The following is a 19548-nucleotide window of genomic DNA, read 5'->3' on the forward strand; positions in this document are numbered from 1 at the left end:
AAGCTAGATTTCTCTATCTTCCTTTTCTTACCTTTATATCTCTACACTTTCTTTCCCTTTTGCAACATAACTCATATCTCCAACAGACTCGACTGTGTATGTTCCGTCTTGATATACAATCTTCGTCACACTAGCATTTTCCACTCCAAGTTTTGTTTTGCTACTGTCTAGCATTTCAATTAATGCAGTAATCAAAAGCCCATGAACGACAACTAAAACGTTACCGCCACCATTTGCAGCAGATTCTTCACTAATTTTATCAATCTCTTCTTTTATACGAGTAGAAAATAATTCCCAATCTTCCGCCTGTTTCGTAGGGTCTGCTGCTCTAATAAGATTAATCACTTCTTGAATAGAAAACTTCATAAGTTCTTCTGGTGATGCAACACCTGCAGCTTTTCCAACTACATCCCACATATTTTCAAGTTTTTCACCTTCAAAAATACCAAAATTTAATTCTCGTAATTTTTTTCTTTTCTCAAGTTTTAACTTTGATTGCTCACTATATTTTAATACTAAATTAGCAGTTTCAATCGCTCGGCCGCTATCACTACTATACGCATTCGCAAAAGAAACATCTTTTAATCCTGTTCCTAAATTAGAGGCAACTTCCACACCTTTTTCTACTAACGGGGAGTCTGCCCAACCTTGCGCGCGATGATTCGTATTTAATATTGTTTTACCGTGTCTCGTAACATATAACGTAACTACATTCTCATCGCTATCTGTTTCTCGATTCTTCATTCTTTTCTCTCCCTTTACATTTCTATATCAATTTTACCATCTTAATTATTCATTTAGCAAAATATACGTAAGTGAATTTGCTCAATAAAAAAAGCTATCTTTCTGTATATCTCTACAAAAAGATAGCATCTTTTATAATTACATTTCTTAACTGATATTCCTACTCAGCAAAAGCACTCGAATACTGTACAATTCCTTCTACACCTTGCAGAGCGTTCTCACTTAACTCCATCACCATAAATACTTCATCTGGCACTTCAAATGGTGCTTTTATATTCCACTCACTTGCTTTCTTAAAGCCAAATTTCGGATAGTATTCTGGGTGTCCTAATACTACAACTGACCCGTATCCAAGTTCTTTCGCTTTTTCTAACGCAGCTCCAATAAGTTTTCCACCAATTCCTTTTTTCTGATAGCCCCTAGCAACTGAAACCGGTGCAAGTGCTAATGATTCTACAGAAGTTGCACCTTGTTCTATCTTTATTTTTGATAACAGAATGTGCCCAACAATTTCTTCATTTACCGCAACGATTGATAATTCAGGAATAAACGCGTCACATTTTCTAATACGACTCACAAGTTCATGTTCTGTTTTATCACTGAATTCTTCTTTAAAAATGCTTGTTGTACAACTTCTTCTGTTTTTTTATAATCACTTTGTTGTTCTTGTCTAATCGTTACCATTTTAACTTATTCTCTATTCTTTCTTATTTCTTTTTGGATTTTACGAAGCGCTTTTTTCGATCCACGCTCAATATCATGTTGCATTTTTCTTTCTTTATAATCGACAAATAGTGTATTTAAATCGTATCCCTCTGGGTATAATTCTTTTGCTGCTACCTCTAACGTAATACGTTTTACATTCACTTCAACGAATTCACCGTTATAATATACAACGACGTTATAGAAATTATCTATTTCCTTATAGATGATACCAAAATCATCATAATCTAATACATTTACACGATCGCCGATTTTGTACTCGTAATGATTTTCTCTTTTTTCTTGCACAAATTTCGGTTTTCTAATTTTGCTTTCATTCAGTTTTTCAAAACGATATTCTTTATTTTCCATGTACTCTTTCGCTCTTTTCAGTACATGTTCTCTTACGTTCATTTTATTTGCAATCCAAAGTGCATTACTTTCACCTGATTTTCCGATTACTAATTTATAAAGTGGTTCTAGTGTCTCACTATTAAATTGCATCGCTGCATTCATAAAATCATCATGCATTTCTGAGAATCGTTTAATTTCACCATAATGAGTACTCGCAACTGTAATACATCCCGCAAGATAAAACTCCTCTAAAATAGAAATTGCAAGTGCTGCCCCTTCATTCGGTTCAGTCCCGCTTCCTATCTCATCAAATAATAGTAGCGTATTATTATTTGACATCCTCATAATTTCAGATAGATTTTTCATATGAGATGAAAATGTACTTAGTGCATTTTCAATACTTTGATTATCACCAATATCTACAAATACATTTTCGAAAATAGCAATTTCTGTTTCTTTATCTCCAGCGATGTGCAGGCCTGACATTGTCGCTAATGTTAGTAGTCCAATTGTTTTTAATACAATTGTCTTCCCGCCCGCATTCGGTCCTGTAATAATTAAACTACGGTAACTTTGACCGATTTCAAAGTGTAACGGTACTACTTTTCCACTTAAAAGCGGATGCTTACAATTCACTAAATGAATGTAGCCATGATCATTTAACTTCGGCTCTATTCCATCGATCGATTTACTAAACTTCGCTTTCGCAAATACCATATCATATTGACTAATCAATTCCATGTTAATTTTTATATGATAAATATTTTCTACTACCATGCCTGATAAAGTCGCTAAAATTTGATACTCTTCCATCGCTTCTTCTGCTTTCAAACTTGCGAGTTCCACGTTTAACTTTGTAACCGTATGCGGTTCTACAAATACAGTAGAACCTTTAGCGGACGCTTCAACTATACTTCCCGCAACTTGATTTTTATAAGAAGATTTAATTGGAATCGTATACCTATCATCCTTCTTACTAATAAAGAACTCTTGAATATACTTCTTATTTGCACTACTATTTAAAAACTTCGTTAAGCGCTCTTTTATTTTTCCGTCTACCGAATCAATGTTATTGCGAATTCGTTTTAATTCCTTACTCGCAGCTGCATCAATACTATTACCTTTAATGGAAAAGTTGATTTCCTCTTCAATACTTTTACATTCAGTCATTGAATTCGCATAAGAAGCTAATACTGGCGCAAAAAATTCTTTATCTAACATAAATTTTTTAATCTTTCTACAGCCGCGTAAAAAGTCTGAAACACTTACTAACTCTTCAGGATCTAAAATCATCCCTTTTTCTAATTTTTGAATTGTACTAGCAATATTTGAAATACCGAAAAAAGGAACATGCCCTTCTGCATCTACTATAGCTCGTGCTTCCGTCGTTTCATTCAAGCGATTCCTCACTACTTTTATACTCGTACTCGGTTCTAATTTATTTAATAATTCCTTACCTAATCCACTTACACAATAAGATTTCACTATATCCTTTAATTCGTTATATTGTAACTTTTCAAAAGTCATCGTATTCATTTTGTTTCTCCTCACTATGATTGATTTTTATCATAAATGAAGATACCTACCCATTAGATTCCAATGAGCCCTACATAATTAAATTACCATTTTTATACATTAAAAATATATACAAAAAAGCTGCGGGGATACCGCAGCTTTTACATTTACAAGGCATAAGTAATAACATATGAGGAAATAAGCCATAAAAAACAGATGGCAATCCCCTTATTACACGCTTTATAAAGTATTGTAGGTATCTTCATAGGTATCGAAATAAATCCATGACAAAATTAGGGGTATGGTATACATAAAAATCCCCTGGTCTTATCCGATTTATTTCATTAAATTTTTCCTATTTAGTACCTACCGCACTCACAAAAAAGCACCTCTCATTAATTTATATTATAGTCATTGAAATCTAATTTACTGAAATCATCATACTATATGTTTTGTGAGAAGTAAAGGTGTCAGACTATTCCCTTGCAGATTGTAAAGCTTTCATATAATCAACCTTTTTCTCAAGGGTCTTTTTCGCATCTTCAGCCGTTACTATATAATCTATCGCAATATGTAGTAATACATCCTTATTATCATTTGGCAACTGAATTGTTATATCCTCCACACTACTCTTACTATCTTCAATCGTTTTATTAAATTCCTGAATACTTCTCGCAACCTCCGCTAATGTCTCCATATGCGCACGGTTGTTTACATCTAAAAAGATATTACTTTTGAAAACCGCAGTAACATAATGCTTCGGATGTTGCTTCGCTACTTTTTTCTCTTCATTCTTACCGAAAACAGCGTCCCCTGTTTGCATTTTCTCGAAAGTAAGTATAGTATTAGTCCCTTTTTCTTCATAATATGTATTGAATCTTTCTCGTAAATCATTCGCTTCTTTTTTTATTTTATAGTTATCATTATTTACCTTTGGAGAGGTTCGTCCATCGAACCCTATTTGAAATTGTAAATATGGTTCATCTACTTGCTGTACATAAGCTGTCCGTTTGTTTGGGCCTAAAAAATCATTACCCTGTTCGGGTATTTCAATTCGATCTAGTTTCATAGGAATAAACTAAACATTATGCTATATTTCATTATTGTTCTTTTCATATTGCCTCTCCTTTTGCTACTACTACCTATATAGAAATGTCCTTATCGATTTTAAATTACGATTTATATAAAGAACTTCTTTCAATAGTCACAAGTGTAAAAAACACCCATTTATTATCACTTTACACTTATTGTGTAATTTTACACTATGTTCATTTTACCGTAAAGCAAATATAATATCTATTAAAATCACGTTAAAAACATACTAATATTTAGTTCTATAGCAATCACAGTAAGGAGATATTCTTCGAGTACGAATAAGAGAAGCCACAGGTGACATTATATATTCCAATGCCTCTCTTGTTGTTATAAAGGTCGACTAGCTCTTTTATTACAATAAAGATTCAGGAAAAATAAATTTGCACAATATAAAAAGAAGAGGAAGACTTATATTTCAGTCTTCCTCTTCTTTTTTATCACCAGTTCACTGCTGAACATATATGGAAACTGACCCTCCACTTACATGGAACTGCCCCCATCCGTCCTTATTAATTGTTACAATGTTTGTTTGATTACCCGTCATATCGTACCATACTTCCCCTGCGTTATTCTTTCCAACTTCCATCCACTTTGATCCTCCTGGCCCATCTGAGATTAATGTCGCTAGACCAGAATCCGCATGTACATCATCACCTTCTCTTGTCCATCCAATTACATCTGGATGGTCTAAATAATCACGCTGCGTACCATATGCAAAGTTTTTTCGTGCCGTCAAAATCGGATCAATTTTATCTTTTAATGCTGGAATTTCATAACTACTATTTCCGTTTGTCCCATAGTAATCACCATAGAAAACTGAAGGATAGCCCTCTGCACGAGTTAAAATAAATGCATATGCCAACGGTTTAAACCACGGACTTACTACAGATTCTAATGACCGTCCAGGCTGAGAATCATGATTCTCAACGAGAGTAACTGCAAGTGCAGGGTGATTTTGCATTACTGTTCCATTTAAAATATTTCTCATATCATAATTCCCATTTCCTTTTGAAGCATAATGAAAATTGTAATGCAATGGTGCATCAAATACAGATTGATTATAATTGACCTTCGCTAAATAATTATTTAAAGTTCGAATATCATTTTGCCAATATTCAGCTACTGTAAACATTTCTTTCCCCGTTTGCTGTCTGACATGATTTACCCAATCGCGTAAATATTCATGATCAATATGTTTAACAGCATCTAAACGAAAGCCATCTAAATTTAATTCATTCGCATACCACTTTCCCCAATTTTTCATCTCATTCGCAACATCTGGATGATCAAAATCAAGATCTGCATACATCAAATAATCATAATTTCCATTCTCGCTAGACACTTCCCAGTCCCATGCTTTACCTATCCCCCTAAATTTATAAATTCGATTTAATTTCCTTCCTTCATCCCAATCCGTTCCGTCAAAATGATACCATTTCCATTTGAAATTAGAATAAGCATCGCCACGCCCTGGAAAGTTAAACCCTGTCCATGCATTAATTTCATAATCACCTGATGCTTCAATATTTCGATTGTTACGGTCTACCTCAACAGCTGTTACAGTTTCAGTATAATCCGCTCCACCTTTGTGATTCATAACTACATCACCATATACATCAATGTTTTGCTTATGTAAAGCTTCAATTGCAGATTTCAGCTGTGCTTTTGTCCCATATTTCGTCCGCACCGTTCCTTTTTGATTGAATTCTCCCAAATCATATAAATCATACGCTCCATATCCTACGTCATTTTGCGTATTTCCTTTATATGCAGGCGGTATCCAGACAGATGTAATTCCTTTCTGAGCTAAATTTCCAGCATCCGAACGCAAACGCTTCCAATGATTCCCATCATTCGGAGCATACCACTCAAAATACTGCATTAACGTTCCATTGTTAACCGTATCTGCATAAACTTTACTCCCCCCATATATACTAAGTAAATACAAAACAACCGACAAGCCAACTACTGTTATTCTTTTCAACATATTTACATCATCCCCTTCCAAGAAAACGTTTGCATAGTTTATCGGAATTATTATAATATTCGTTCTACAATTAGTAAAGTAGCAATCTCTCACTCTCCCACATTATTTTTTAGTCTAACTTCACATATTCAACAAATACTTCAAAGTAGTTTTCATTTCACATCTTATTCAAGATTGTTTACAATTTATCTATAAAAGCATGACGGAGGGATTTCTATGACCGACTTTCAAAAACAATTTTTTTCAAGATTACATATAGAAGAAAAACAAAAAGTTTCATTTGAAGATTTACCTAACATTATGTACGCGATGGCACAAACTGTCCCTTTTGAAAACTTAAATATACTCGAAAACAACTTTACAGAAATATCAAAAGAAAATCTAAAAGAAAAAATTTTAGTAAACAACCGTGGCGGTCTTTGTTATGAACTCAATCCTACTATGTACTACTTCCTTAAAGACGCTGGATTTGATGTTCATCTCGTTTCAGGAACAGTGTACAATGCTGCAAATTCTATATGGGCTGTTGATTCTGGACACATCGCAACTGTTTTAGCACATCATAATGAACTTTATTTAATTGAAGTAGGATTCGGATCATACTTACCTCTTACACCTATTCCTTTCTCAGGTGAAGTCATTCACTCCATTACAGGAGATTATCGTATTCGTAAAGAAATGACTGAAAAGGGAAATTACATGTTAGAGATGCGTAAAAACAATGAGTTTTTGGATCAATCTTCTGCTGATGATTGGACGTTAGGCTATGCATTTTATATAGAAGAAGTGGATGAAGAAAAAGCAAATGCAGCACAAGAAATTATCGTTGAACATGAGGGCTCACCATTTAACAAAGTACCTCTTATTGTAAAATTAACTGAAGATGGGCATGCATCTTTAACAAAGGATAGTCTCACAATAGCGAAAAACGGTAAAAAAACGAAAGAAAACGTTACAGATGTGCAATATAAAAATCTTTTACATTCAAAATTCGGAATTACATTATAATTTTTTAAGCCTTGTCATTTTAGCAAGGCTTTTCAATTTTCAGCAGGGATTTTTTGCAATTTGTTGTATTTCATAGTTATATAGGAATATAACTACATATTTAGAAAGGAAATGATTATGACAGAACTTAAAGATCGACTACAAGTAGATGATAAAGAGAAATGGGATTTAACGGATATTTATCATACAATTGAAGATTGGGAAAGCGATTTTCATAAAATTGAAGTATTAACGAAAGAATTACATGAGTTTAATGGACATATTCACGATGGCAATAGTTTATTAGCCTATTTAACAAAGAGCGAAGAAATTTCTAGCATAATATCTTTAATGTTCGCTTATGCACGATTACAATCTGATCTTGATACGCGCGATACTGACGCTCAATCTCTTGTCGATAAAGTATCACAATTACACGTGAAAGTAAGTGCGGCTAAATCTTTCTTTTCCCCATTCTTACTTAGCGTAGATGAAAACACATTACATTCTTACATAGAAGAAGCAGAAGGTTTACAATATTATAAAGAAGACTTATTTGAATTATACCGTTATAAAAAACACGTATTGAATAAAGACCAAGAAGAGATTTTATCACAAATGGGTGAAGCACTTTCCTCCCCACAGCATACATACGGCATGTTAAATAATGCAGATATACTATTTGGTGAAGTGACTACTGATGAGGGAGAAAAAGTTACTTTAACGCGTGGAATGTATGCAAAGTTAATAGAAGATGAAAATCGCGAGAAACGTAAAGAAGCCTATAAAGCTTATTACAAACCATACGTTCAATTAAAAAATTCTATCGCTTCTACTTTATCTGCTGCTATTAAAAATAATGTTACTGTTTCAAAGCTAAGAAAATATCCATCAGCTTTAGAAAAGTCATTATTTGGCGACATGGTTCCGAAAGAAGTATATGAAAATTTAATTGAGACGACGAAAAAAAATATTCAATCACTACATACTTATAATGAACTTCGAAAAGAAAAATTACATGTAGATGAACTACGCCAGTACGACTTGAGCGTTGATTTAGTAGCGGGTGTAAAACAAGACATTCCATATGACAAAGCGTTTGACATGATGATCGAATCACTAGCTCCATTAGGTGAAGAATATATTAAAACATTAAAAAGCTTTAAAGATAAGCGTTATATTGACGTGAGAGAAACGCCAGGAAAACGTTCCGGCGCTTATAATTTTGGTGTATACGGTGTTCATCCTTTCATTCTTTTAAATCATCACGATGATTTAAATAGCCTTTTCACTCTCACTCATGAATGTGGACACGGTATGCATACGCACTACTCACACGGATACCAACCGAGAATTTCTGCACACTATACTATTTTTGTTGCAGAAGTCGCTTCTACAGTAAATGAAGTCCTATTAATTCATCATTTATTAAAAGAAGCAAAAGATGCTAATGTACGTAACCATTTAGTAAATCATTTCATCGACAAATTTAAAGGCACTTTCTTTACACAAATTATGTTCGCTGAGTTTGAAAAAATCACACATGAAATGGCGCAGCAAGGTAAACCATTAAATGCCCAAGTCTTTAGCGAAGTTTATGAAAACTTGTTTAGAGAGTATAATGGCGACTCCCTCGTATTTGACGAAGAAGTAAAATACGGCTGGGCTAGAATACCGCATTTCTATCGTCCATTTTACGTGTACAAATACGCAACTGGTTTCGCTTCTGCAATCCAAATTGCTGATAAGTTATTGAGCGGCGATCCAAATACTCAAAAACATTATATTGAATTCCTTAAAGGCGGAAGTTCTGACTATGCATTAAACTTACTGAAAAAAGCTGGAGTTGATTTAACTACGCCAGAACCGATTGAAAGTGCACTAAATCGTTTTAGCTCACTTGTTGAAGAGTTTTCAGCATTATAAAAAGCATGCAGAGTATATACTCTGCATGCTTTTTTCATTTCGGATACTCTATGCCAAATGTTGCTGCGTCACACAATGAATCATGCCACCATACGCAAACAGTTCATTTACATAAATACCGACAATTCTTCTTCCTGGAAACTGCCCTTCCATGATTTAAAGCCCTAACTTGTCATGTTCATCACCATATATAGGAACTAATACAACTTCATTTCCAATGTAGAAATTCAAATATGAGCCCTTACAGTCTGCTTCTTTTACCACTTTTCTTGTCACCGGTACTGGTATGAGCTGAAATGGTTTTCCATCTATATTTCTTGCTTGTCGCAATTCTTGATAATGCTTTTCGTACGCCTCCAAAAGGTATGATTCACTTTCTCCGAAAGGATCATATTCATAAAGAATTGTATTTTCATTTACAAAACGTGCTGCTCCATCAATATGGTAATCCGTATCTTCATCATAATTATCCTCACCGCGAATGCCCGTTATCCATATAAAATTCGTTACCCCTAAATGCTTCGTTAACTCTATTTCAATCTCTTCCTGACTTAGTGTAGCATTTCGATTTTCATTTATAATAGAAGTTTTTGCCGCCATTAAGGTTCCATTTCCGTTTATCTCTATTCCCCCGCCCTCTAGACAGACACTAGAATTAACTTTTGGAATGCTATACATTTCACTTATTTCCGCCGGAATACCCGCATCATTTTCATACGGATATTTCTCACCCCACCCATTAAAAGTCCAGTGTGTTAAGCAGAGATTGCCTTCCTTATCTTTTACAAAAATCGGTCCATTATCTCTTACCCACACATCATCCGTCTCTTGAACTAAGAAATCAATTTTATCCATATCCACTTTCGCTTCCATTAACTTCGATTGGACATGTACTTTTTCTTCTTCATCATATACAACAATATGCACAATTTCTCCGTAATGAAGCTCCTTTGCCATCGTTACCCAAATATCATCTAGCTTAGCTCTGTAACCTCCACCTCTATGAGCTTTATCATGAGGCCATTGGAGCCATGTCCCCTCATGCTTTTCCCACTCAGCTGGCATATAAAACAAACTATTTTCCATATTTCTCATACATGTTCACCCCTTATTCGAATGTAAGTTCAGTCTAAACTTTGACATCGTGTTAAGGTCAACAGAAATATATTAACTACTTCATAAACTGATTCTTTATTTTCCCTTGTGATACACTACTTCTCCTTGTAAAACCGTCACTAAAACTTTCGCATTCGGAATCTTATCGGCACTCATTTTAGTAATATCTTCATTTAGTAATACCATATCGGCTGATTTACCTACTTCAATTGAACCAGTAATATTATCAAGACCTAATGCTTTAGCGGGCTTAATTGTATATGCATCAATAGCTGCGTATACATCTGACAAGCCCTTTTCATCAATACTTAGTGCATTCGAAATCGTCACAAGTGGATTTAGTTCATTTACATCCCAATCACTACTAAGCGATACATTTGCTCCTGTTTTCCAAATGCGTCCTAACGGCATAATTCGTTTCATCTGTTGATTTGTAAAATACGTACTTGCCCAGCTTTGTTTAGGATCTTCTGCAAAATCATGACCTACTTGGAAATCAGCGCTAATACCTAACTTAGCAAAACGATTTATATCACTATCTTCTACCATCTCAACATGCGTAAGCGTATAAGGCTGATTCGCCCCTTCTTTTTTCGCTGCCTCAATTGCATTTAAACTCTCTCTTACCCCGCCATCTCCAATCGTATGAATGAGCGCACCGTAACCAAGTTTATTAAGTTCCTTCAACCACCATTTCAGTTTCTCTTCTGGAATATAGTTCAAACCGTACGGCGTTCCCTGAAACCACTCAAATTTATATTTTTCTAGTATTTTAGCTGTACTGTTAATGCTAATTCCATCACTATACATCTTCACTTGATTAATAAGCATTCGAGATGATACATCACCACGCTTAATCTTTTTGAAATACTCTATTTGTTCTGCTTCATTTAAGTTCGGATATACCCACGGACGAAGTACTACTCGCGACGTTAACTTTTTCTCATCGTTAACTTTATTCCAAACATCTAACCAGCCTCGTTTCCAATAAAGGCGTCCATCGCCGACTGTAGTAATCCCATTCTTCGCAACCTTATCTAAACCGTCCAGCAAACCTTCATAATTTTTTTCAAAGAGATTAGGCTGGGAACTCCATGCTTTTTCCATCACGATATCCCCTGCTGTATCATACAGAAGCCCGAAAGGTTCTCCTGTTTCTGGATCCCGGATGATTCTTCCGCCTTGCGGATCTTTCGTCTCTTTATTTATTCCCGCTACTTCCAATGCTTTTGAGTTAACCCAGACAGAATGAGAAGTTCTTTCCATAATTAATACAGGGTTATTAGGAAATAACTCATCAAGAACTTGTAATGGCGTTTGTTGTTCTGATTTTTCGTCCATATCTTTTAACAGCTCTTCCAAACTAAATCCTGTTCCACTTATCCATTCGCCATCTTTCACATCTTTTTTACAAGCCTTTAAATACGAGCGTTGTTCTTGCAACGAAGCATCCGGTGAAACACTACAATTCCCTGCTGCTGGTGATTTCGCCTCAAATATATGATTATGATTGTCCACAAAACCAGGAAGAATAAAACGTCCTTGTAAATCCACCACTTTCGTATCTTCATTTATAAATTCTTCTACATCTTTGTTTGAACCAACAAATGTAATTTTCCCTTCTTTAACGGCTACAGCCTCTACAATGTCTTGCTTGCCATTTGAAGTATAGATGGTACCATTTTTAAACACTACATTTTTGGGCAATTCCTTAGGTAAAACAAAACTACCATTCTCACCTTCTCCTACTCCAGGAGTACAAGCCGATACCCATGTCATACTTAGAATCAGACAAATAATCATGATTGTTTTTTTCATATTTTTTCTCCTTTTCATTATGATGAATTACTTACATAAATAGAATAAGGATTGACATAATGTTAATGTCAATCCTTATTCTCAGCTTATTTTCATAACTAAAAAACAAATTTGTGTCACATACTCCTCTACTAAACAATCACATTCAGGTCCGATACGATAAACTTAACTAAATCTATACAATTCAATCAAATTTACACAAGTTAGTGCTTCATCGTGTTCTCGCAACCCCAAAGGGACGAGGGGTATAACACTCCACACGAGGCAGTATCGTTACCTCCTATTATCAAGCATTTATTTTACCCATCTTGATAAATTTATCGACGCATTTACATCCCTATCGTGATGGCTATTGCATGAAGCACAACACCACTCACGTATTTTTAAACTCCACTGTCCTTCTGGTTGAACTGAATGGTCGTATTTTACTCCGCAACATGAACAAATCTTGCTTGAGGCGAACCATTTATCAGCTTTTACATACGCAATGCCGTACTTCTCGCACTTGTATGATAAACATTGAAAGAAGAAGTGTAATTTTTGAAAGGAAATTGCTTTCGATAGTTTTTTGTTTTTTAACAGGTTTGAGATAGATAAGTCTTCCACAACAATTCTCCTTGGTTTGGTTTTCACCAATTTAGCTGTTGCTTGATGGATATGGTTATTTCGGATATTCGTAATTTTCCTAGATAACCGCAGGTGCTCAGTTTTAGCTTTTTCATATCCGGCAGATTGAATTTTTACACCTTTTTTAAATCTCCTAGACATATCTCTTTGTGCTGACTTTTTCCTTTTCAAAAGTTTTTTAACCTTGGCATCTTTGTTTATATTTCGTTCTTTCATACCATTAGAAGCTACAAACAGCTCTTTTAAACCCACATCCACACCAATCGACTCATTGGTTAGTTCTTGTAATTCAAAGTCTTCTTGGAATCCTACACTCATCCACCAGTGACGACCGTCAAATGTAACTCTTGGATTTGATGGTTTTTTGTTTCTTGGTAGTTGTTGGCTTGTTTTCACTTCTCCAATAGACTGAATATGAACTACTTTCTTTCCTATAATCAGTCTTTCATAATTAGCATAAAATCCTTGGATTAAATCTTTTTTGGATTTATAAGAAGTGTGATAACCATTTTTGTACTTTTTGAACGAATGTTTCCTCGCCGTATCAAAATCTTTTGAAGCCTGTTTAGGAACTTGTGCGTTGATGTCTTTTAACCACTCATATTTCTTTCGCTTCTTGATCTTTGTAAATCGTTTCTGTAAAGCTAACTGTGAAACAGATTTTCCAAATAGCTTATAGTATCTATCACTCATTCTTTTACAATAGTTATAAGCGAATCTTGCAGCACCAGCATGGTTTCTAAGCACTTTTTCTTGTTCAGGCGTTGGAATCAGTCTGACTTTCTTCGCCAATATCATCAGAATTTAACTCCTTTAATGAAAGATTTGTTCTTCTGAATCGTAGCGTGTTCCACCAGCATTCTCCTGAGACCACTCGGATGCAAACCTGTTAATTCTGATACTTGACTAACTCGTAAAAATTTCATTATTATTCTTACCTCATTAAATCTATCTTAGCACATACGTTCGGTAGGTTCAATGAGGTTTGATAGATTTAATTAAATGTATCTCGTTCAACTAAGGGCGCAATTCCTTAGCCAGTTCTCTTATGAACTTCTCATGTTTTCACATGAGCGCAGACTATATGTTTATCTACTTAAAGATAGAGGATTTTTCCACCACCATAGGCTTGTGATGTACTCTCGTCAGTTATACGAGATAGTCGTTGAACGTTCATCTTATCCATTTTGACTTAGATGATTCGAGGCGGAAGACCCATTGTTCTAGTGTTTAGAATTTAACCTTGCACCATCTGATTGATTTTTTCTGCTTTCGCGACATTCACGCTCGCTATTTCTAGCCACGTTGTAGTTCAATCAGCTTTAGGGATTGCCCGCAGTTAACCCTCACTACTAGCCAATCACTTGACTAGCAGGGCTTACTGATATATTTAATTAACTTTAGTTATAATTGGTTAAATAAATCGTAACAGTTAGTTACCCTTTACGTAGACCTCATATGGTGACCCCTCTATTACATAACTATTTCTTTCAATCCATTTTTCTAACGCAATATAAGCGTAGCCTATATAGTCATAACTTCCATAATGCATAGTAGTAACGACTTGATGTGGATTTAATTTTTTTATTTCATATTCTTGTACTACATCTTTATTGTTCTCATGAATGACCGGAATCCTTAATTCAACATCACTTTCATTTGGAATATACTCTTCATCATAAAAGACCGTAGAGGGCGAACCAACTATTGATAAGTTATGCTTTTGTAATTTTTCATATAAGTCATAAAAATAATCATCCATATCATCTATATTTATTTGCAGTCTTTGAGCAATTACTGTTATTTCATTTCTCATTCCAATTAATATATCGTAACTTCTATGGCGAGCAATATGCAGGCCATTATTCACATTTACCATTTCATTCATTTCTGAAATAACCTGTAAATTTTGCTTCACTTCGTGAGACAACTCTATAATTTGTGCTTGCATATGTTTCACAAACGAGTCTTGATCTGATGACTGCAAAATGATTTTAATTTTTGGTAGAGGGAACTTATACTCTCTTAACTTTTTTATTTTCAACGCTATTTCTAACTGTCCTTGCTCATAATATCTATACCCATTTTCCGGGTTCACATATGCTGGTTTTAATATATCCTCTTTGTCATAATGCCTTAGCATCCGTGTACTCATTTTACAAATCCGTGAAAACTCAGTAATTGTATACATATACTTACCCCTTGAATACATTTTCTTATAAGCTTATTTTAAAACCAATCAAAAATCTTCTTAACTGAAAAATCTTCATTCTGATTTTTCAATCTCCTCATTTTTGAAGGTAATAAATGACGAGGGCAATACCACGTTAAACAATTTATTGCGCCTCCCATTGTCGATATTTCTCCTACATGAATTTGAATAGCTTGTTTCTCCGTATGCTGTTGAATATATTGTAAAACTTCCCTATCTTTAGCTAATCCAAACTTAGGAACATAAATCGTATCACATGTTTCTAACATATTTATATACAACCCTTTTGCCGATGCTATTTCTTCATCATATTGTCCCTTTTCTGTATATGACGATGGAACAACTATAAATTTAGCTTCTGGCATTTGCTCTTGAATAATTTCTTGAACATTATATCTAAATTCATGATCCCCTAAAAAATCACTAATAAACATCGTATGTTCATCAATAAATTTAACCATTCCGTCTGCATGTGCAAGTACGTCCCCTTCTTCAGCAGGAATAATAATAACTCGGCTCACATCCAAATCCCATTCCAGTTGCTCTATAATTTCTTCTTCCGTCCAATCATCATTATCATCAAATATGCGTTCCGTTACTATAACAGTATCTTTTTTATTCCAAATAAGATTTCCACCGTCTAATATCAATGGAGACTTCCCATATTCAAAATCGTTCTTTTTTAACCATTTATTAAATTGTTGATCTAAATATCTCCATTGATCTTTCGGTAAGTAATTTGGTTGATATTTAAATTTAACTAAATGATTTGTAACAACTGGTGCAACATCTCTTAGCCAAATATCATCATACTCAAAAAAGCTTGTATGAAAGTCTTGCTCTTCAATGGATAAAGAAACAAGTTGATCAGTAAATGATTTATTTTCATTTAAGTATTCATTAAAATAAATCAGGTCTTCATAAAATGGACGATAATATGCATTTGATTTATCTGGTATTGCAGTAAAAATAATTCCATTATGTTTTTGTTCCATATTATTTACCTCGCTTTTTAATAATGGTTGAATAACTAATTTCACTATGCCAACTATTTCTCTTTTCATAACAATGTTCGAAACGTGCACATTTCATGAATGGATTATAGCACGAAGAAATATTATATATTTATATAAAAAATATATAGCCGTGGTTGAGCGAAAAATTGACTCTTGACAGGGTTTTAAAATACAATAATAAAAATTTATATGAAAGTATGAAATTTAATAATAGAATCATAAGCCCTATCATTATGAAACTAGTTAATATTATTCCTTTCAATGCCCTTGCTCCTTTTTGCGAAAAATAAAACATGACAAAATAGATAAAGGTAACAATGTACCTATTTTGTCGGTAGGTTGCTGAATTTCAATCGATTATTTCAATTGAATCGGTTGTTGCTGTGTAACACAATGAATCATGCCGCCATTTTTATAAAGCTCTCTCACATCAATACCAACTACTTTACGATCTGGATATAACTTCTGAATCGTATCGTTTGCGATTTTATCATTCGGATCATTATAATTAGGAACCAATACCACAGCATTCCCAATATAATAATTGATATACGAGCCTTTATAATCGAGAGCTTTTCCATTTTCTAAAGTAACTTTATCTTTACTAAGGGGTAAGTATTCATACTTATACTTCTGTCCTGAAGCATTTTTTGCATCTAACAATGTATCCATATCCTTGTTTGACAAACCCCATTCGGCTAGGTCATCTTCTTTCATCGTTACAATGGTAGATTTACCATGGAATTTAGCAAATCCATCGATATGAAAATCAGTAATATCTAAATTAGGTACTCCATCTAACCAAATAAAGTTTGATACTCCTAGGTCACTTATATACTTTTCAATTTCCTTTTCTGATAAATTTGGATTTCTATTTTTATTTGTTACTGCACTTCGAGTTAATAAAGCAGTCCCATTACTGTCTAATTCAATTGCGCCGCCTTCAAGGACAAAGTTCCCCCAATCAATCCTTTCAATCCCTAATTGTTTACTAACATTTTCACGTATACGAGCATCATTTTTATAAGGTGTTTTCTTTCCCCAACCATTAAATGCCGGATCTAATATTTTGAGATTTTTATTATTGTCATAAACAAAAATCGGTCCACTATCTCTTGCCCATACATCATCAGTAGGAGCGATAAAGAAATCAATTTTATCCATATTCAGTCCTTTATCTATTAAAAGATTATTGATGCGCTCTTTCTCTTCCTCATCGTATGCAACAATATGAACTTTTTCACCCTCAGTTAAAGCGCTTGCCATCTTAACCCAAATCGGTTCAACTTCCTGCTTATATTCTTGACCATATGTGTATTCATGAGGCCATTGCAACCATGTACCTTCATGTTTATCTTTTTCATCTGGCATCGTATATTTTCCAACCTTTTTCTGTACCTCTACTTTTTCACTCTCTTTCCCTTTTGCATTTTCATTACCACCTTCAAAAGAACAACCACTAATAATCGTTGCGGATAATACACTTATTAAACAAAACTTTACTACTTTTTTCATTTTTTCAACCTCCTGTTCCTATCTCCAATAATATAAAGCTTCACATAGTGTGAAGCTCAAGCTTTTTCTTCAATGTAAAAATTACCAATTTCTCTTTGCATTCATATCATTTAACTAACTATATGTATTTATTCAACTACCTTCCTTACCTACTTATTTAGCACGCTGAACTTTACGAAATAAAAAAAATCGGTATTGATCATTACATATCAATACCGACTTTTAAAATTATTATTTTCCTTCTATTAAATCATTCGCCATTTTCCTAAACTCCTGATTAAATGAATCATTCATACCATTTTGTACGTTAGAGAATAATATGACAAACGTTCGTTTATCCCGGTTAAAATTATTAAATGTATTCCAACCAGCTAATACACCATGATTATGATAATAATCTGGATTAGTATAGAAGCTAAATCCATATTTTCTTACAGGTGATGCAGTAAACATATCTAATACACTTTGTTTAGACAGCAGTTTTCCATCCATAATAGCCTCATCTAATCTTTTCATATCTTCAACAGTCGTATACATTTCACCACACCCATACAGCCAATTCATTTTTAACCGAGGCGCAGCTATTAACTCGTTATCTTTTTTCGTATAACCTTCTGCTAAAAAAATATCTTCAGGGAGAGTTGCACCCATTCCAGATTCATGCATTTCAACAGACGTAAAAATATTTTCTTTCACATATTCAGCGAGCGGTTTATTCGATATCTTTTCTACAATATACGCAAGCACCATATAATTATAATCTGTATATTTCCACCCAGTCCCTGCAGGAAATTGCAATTTTTGTGCACCAATCCACGTTACTAACTTTAATCGTGACGCCGCATCAACCCTACCTTGTCCCTGATCTGGCAACCCAGACGTATGTGTTAACAAATTTCGTAACGTAATGTTTTTATCTGCCGGAAATGATGGAATATACTTATTTACATTGTCTTCAATATTTAATTTCCCTTTTTCTTTTAGCTGCATAATAGATATTGCAACGACTGTTTTCGTAATAGAACCAATGCGATATTTCGTTCTTGGCGTTGTTACTACTTTATCTTTCACATTCGCATATCCATAACCTTTTCGTAAAATTACATGATCTTTACTAGCTACAAGAACACTCCCATTAAATCCTTTATCTTTTAAATATTGATCTAGTTTTCCAGCTACAACTTCATAGCGCTTTTTTTCATTTGCATCAACTTCTTGCATACCGTCCTTTTGCTTACTATTTACATTAGAAAATGCCTTTATATCATATTTCTTTCCTTTATTTACATGTATTAGTGCAACGACACTCCCACAAAAAATAGCAAAAATAAAGAAAACAATTAACCATTTCTTTAGCATAATAGGAACCCTCTTTTATCTAGTTTCACTTAACGCGCATCCATTCTATTCTATATCTGTTAATTTTCAAATACTTTATATTATTATCTATCTATTATTCACCTAAGTGAACTAGATTCCTTTTTCTCATATTCAGTTTTTGACTACTCTCTATTGTATTTCTTTCTTGCAAAATTTCCACCTTACAATCGGATACACCCTACTATAATTTCAATATCTTATGTAACATTTGTTACACATTATCAAAAAGGAGCTATAAACATGAAAAATACTGATAAACGCAATCGTTTAGATGATATGATGTTTCATTATAGGGTAACAAAAAATAATATATTTTTAATTGAATATTACGGAAAACAAATTACGATATTAAAAGGAAATGATGCTGAAAAATTTTCAAACAAAATAAATCATGCACATAACGATACAGAAAAACAACTCATTATGGCTAAAGTTACAGGCAATTTCAAAAGAGGCAATGAACACCAATGAAAACGAATCTCATTTGCATTTTGATTATACAACATATAAAAAAAGAAATGTCGCTCATTCGGCATTTCTTTAGACTTTCTTCA

General features: G+C 33.9%; 12 protein-coding genes and 5 pseudogenes. 4 read left to right on the plus strand and 13 right to left on the minus strand.

What is annotated here, in order from left to right:
* Nucleotides 1-33 precede the first annotated feature (33 nt).
* From JDS99_RS02440 to JDS99_RS02455, 4 genes and pseudogenes are all read right to left on the minus strand, one after another.
* Entirely contained in the window at nucleotides 34-744 is a 711-nt protein-coding gene (locus tag JDS99_RS02440; protein ID WP_137035661.1) for a histidine phosphatase family protein, read from the minus strand.
* Nucleotides 745-904: 160 nt separating this feature from the next.
* Nucleotides 905-1428 (minus strand): annotated as a pseudogene (locus tag JDS99_RS02445) (GNAT family N-acetyltransferase).
* A gap of 6 nt (nucleotides 1429-1434) precedes the next feature.
* Nucleotides 1435-3336 carry an endonuclease MutS2 gene (locus JDS99_RS02450; RefSeq protein ID WP_199694457.1) on the minus strand — a complete coding sequence of 634 codons (1902 nt, stop codon included), beginning with the start codon at nucleotides 3334-3336 and terminating at the stop codon, nucleotides 1435-1437.
* A 454-nt stretch (nucleotides 3337-3790) separates the two neighbouring features.
* A pseudogene (locus tag JDS99_RS02455) lies at nucleotides 3791-4390 on the minus strand (hypothetical protein); the annotation flags it as partial.
* Between the two features lie 277 nt (nucleotides 4391-4667).
* Between JDS99_RS02455 and JDS99_RS32500 the strand changes: the two are divergent.
* Nucleotides 4668-4754, plus strand: a pseudogene (locus JDS99_RS32500) (exosporium leader peptide); the annotation flags it as partial.
* 101 nt (nucleotides 4755-4855) lie between these two features.
* Here JDS99_RS32500 and amyS read toward each other — a convergent pair.
* Nucleotides 4856-6397: an alpha-amylase gene (gene amyS / locus JDS99_RS02460; RefSeq protein WP_199694459.1), complete on the minus strand. Its 1542-nt coding sequence runs from the start codon at nucleotides 6395-6397 to the stop codon at nucleotides 4856-4858.
* A gap of 216 nt (nucleotides 6398-6613) precedes the next feature.
* Here amyS and JDS99_RS02465 point away from each other — a divergent pair, with 216 nt between their 5' ends.
* The gene (locus JDS99_RS02465; RefSeq protein ID WP_199694461.1) at nucleotides 6614-7405 is read left to right on the plus strand and encodes an arylamine N-acetyltransferase family protein; all 792 of its coding nucleotides are present in this window, start codon (nucleotides 6614-6616) and stop codon (nucleotides 7403-7405) included.
* A gap of 117 nt (nucleotides 7406-7522) precedes the next feature.
* On the plus strand, nucleotides 7523-9310 hold the full coding sequence (gene pepF / locus JDS99_RS02470) for an oligoendopeptidase F (protein ID WP_199694463.1): 1788 nt from the start codon (nucleotides 7523-7525) through the stop codon (nucleotides 9308-9310).
* A 48-nt stretch (nucleotides 9311-9358) separates the two neighbouring features.
* Here the strand turns inward: pepF and JDS99_RS02475 are convergent.
* The 8 genes and pseudogenes from JDS99_RS02475 to JDS99_RS02505 form a co-directional block, all read right to left on the minus strand.
* Nucleotides 9359-10405, minus strand: a pseudogene (locus JDS99_RS02475) (agmatine deiminase family protein).
* Between the two features lie 96 nt (nucleotides 10406-10501).
* Nucleotides 10502-12244 carry an amidohydrolase gene (locus tag JDS99_RS02480; RefSeq protein WP_199694465.1) on the minus strand — a complete coding sequence of 581 codons (1743 nt, stop codon included), beginning with the start codon at nucleotides 12242-12244 and terminating at the stop codon, nucleotides 10502-10504.
* Nucleotides 12245-12325: 81 nt separating this feature from the next.
* Nucleotides 12326-12409: pseudogene (locus JDS99_RS32530) on the minus strand (MerR family transcriptional regulator); the annotation flags it as partial.
* Nucleotides 12410-12538: 129 nt separating this feature from the next.
* Nucleotides 12539-13669, minus strand: coding sequence for an RNA-guided endonuclease InsQ/TnpB family protein (locus JDS99_RS02485; RefSeq protein ID WP_199694467.1), 1131 nt, complete (start codon nucleotides 13667-13669; stop codon nucleotides 12539-12541).
* A gap of 634 nt (nucleotides 13670-14303) precedes the next feature.
* Nucleotides 14304-15062, minus strand: a complete 759-nt coding sequence (locus JDS99_RS02490; RefSeq protein WP_199694469.1) for a MerR family transcriptional regulator — start codon at nucleotides 15060-15062, stop codon at nucleotides 14304-14306.
* Between the two features lie 38 nt (nucleotides 15063-15100).
* Nucleotides 15101-16078 (minus strand): agmatine deiminase family protein, encoded by a 978-nt coding sequence (locus JDS99_RS02495; RefSeq protein ID WP_098082292.1) that lies wholly within the window; start codon nucleotides 16076-16078, stop codon nucleotides 15101-15103.
* 378 nt (nucleotides 16079-16456) lie between these two features.
* The gene (locus JDS99_RS02500) at nucleotides 16457-17614 is read right to left on the minus strand and encodes an agmatine deiminase family protein (RefSeq protein WP_199694471.1); all 1158 of its coding nucleotides are present in this window, start codon (nucleotides 17612-17614) and stop codon (nucleotides 16457-16459) included.
* 231 nt (nucleotides 17615-17845) lie between these two features.
* Nucleotides 17846-18973: a serine hydrolase domain-containing protein gene (locus JDS99_RS02505; protein WP_199694473.1), complete on the minus strand. Its 1128-nt coding sequence runs from the start codon at nucleotides 18971-18973 to the stop codon at nucleotides 17846-17848.
* 261 nt (nucleotides 18974-19234) lie between these two features.
* Here JDS99_RS02505 and JDS99_RS02510 point away from each other — a divergent pair, with 261 nt between their 5' ends.
* Nucleotides 19235-19465: a hypothetical protein gene (locus tag JDS99_RS02510; RefSeq protein WP_199694476.1), complete on the plus strand. Its 231-nt coding sequence runs from the start codon at nucleotides 19235-19237 to the stop codon at nucleotides 19463-19465.
* The last annotated feature ends 83 nt before the right edge of the window (nucleotides 19466-19548 follow it).

Source organism: Bacillus cereus group sp. N6 (assembly GCF_016483705.1).
GTDB lineage: Bacteria > Bacillota > Bacilli > Bacillales > Bacillaceae_G > Bacillus_A > Bacillus_A wiedmannii.

What these genes read in the sequence shown, in the direction of transcription:
- amyS (WP_199694459.1), bottom strand. Translation starts at nt 6,397, where the DNA reads ATGTTGAAAAGAATAACAGTAGTTGGCTTGTCGGTTGTTTTGTATTTA.
- JDS99_RS02465 (WP_199694461.1), top strand. Translation starts at nt 6,614, where the DNA reads ATGACCGACTTTCAAAAACAATTTTTTTCAAGATTACATATAGAAGAA.
- JDS99_RS02500 (WP_199694471.1), bottom strand. Translation starts at nt 17,614, where the DNA reads ATGAAAAAAGTAGTAAAGTTTTGTTTAATAAGTGTATTATCCGCAACG.
- JDS99_RS02505 (WP_199694473.1), bottom strand. Translation starts at nt 18,973, where the DNA reads ATGCTAAAGAAATGGTTAATTGTTTTCTTTATTTTTGCTATTTTTTGT.
- JDS99_RS02495 (WP_098082292.1), bottom strand. Translation starts at nt 16,078, where the DNA reads ATGGAACAAAAACATAATGGAATTATTTTTACTGCAATACCAGATAAA.
- JDS99_RS02440 (WP_137035661.1), bottom strand. Translation starts at nt 744, where the DNA reads ATGAAGAATCGAGAAACAGATAGCGATGAGAATGTAGTTACGTTATAT.
- JDS99_RS02450 (WP_199694457.1), bottom strand. Translation starts at nt 3,336, where the DNA reads ATGAATACGATGACTTTTGAAAAGTTACAATATAACGAATTAAAGGAT.
- JDS99_RS02510 (WP_199694476.1), top strand. Translation starts at nt 19,235, where the DNA reads ATGAAAAATACTGATAAACGCAATCGTTTAGATGATATGATGTTTCAT.
- JDS99_RS02480 (WP_199694465.1), bottom strand. Translation starts at nt 12,244, where the DNA reads ATGAAAAAAACAATCATGATTATTTGTCTGATTCTAAGTATGACATGG.
- pepF (WP_199694463.1), top strand. Translation starts at nt 7,523, where the DNA reads ATGACAGAACTTAAAGATCGACTACAAGTAGATGATAAAGAGAAATGG.
- JDS99_RS02490 (WP_199694469.1), bottom strand. Translation starts at nt 15,062, where the DNA reads ATGTATACAATTACTGAGTTTTCACGGATTTGTAAAATGAGTACACGG.
- JDS99_RS02485 (WP_199694467.1), bottom strand. Translation starts at nt 13,669, where the DNA reads ATGATATTGGCGAAGAAAGTCAGACTGATTCCAACGCCTGAACAAGAA.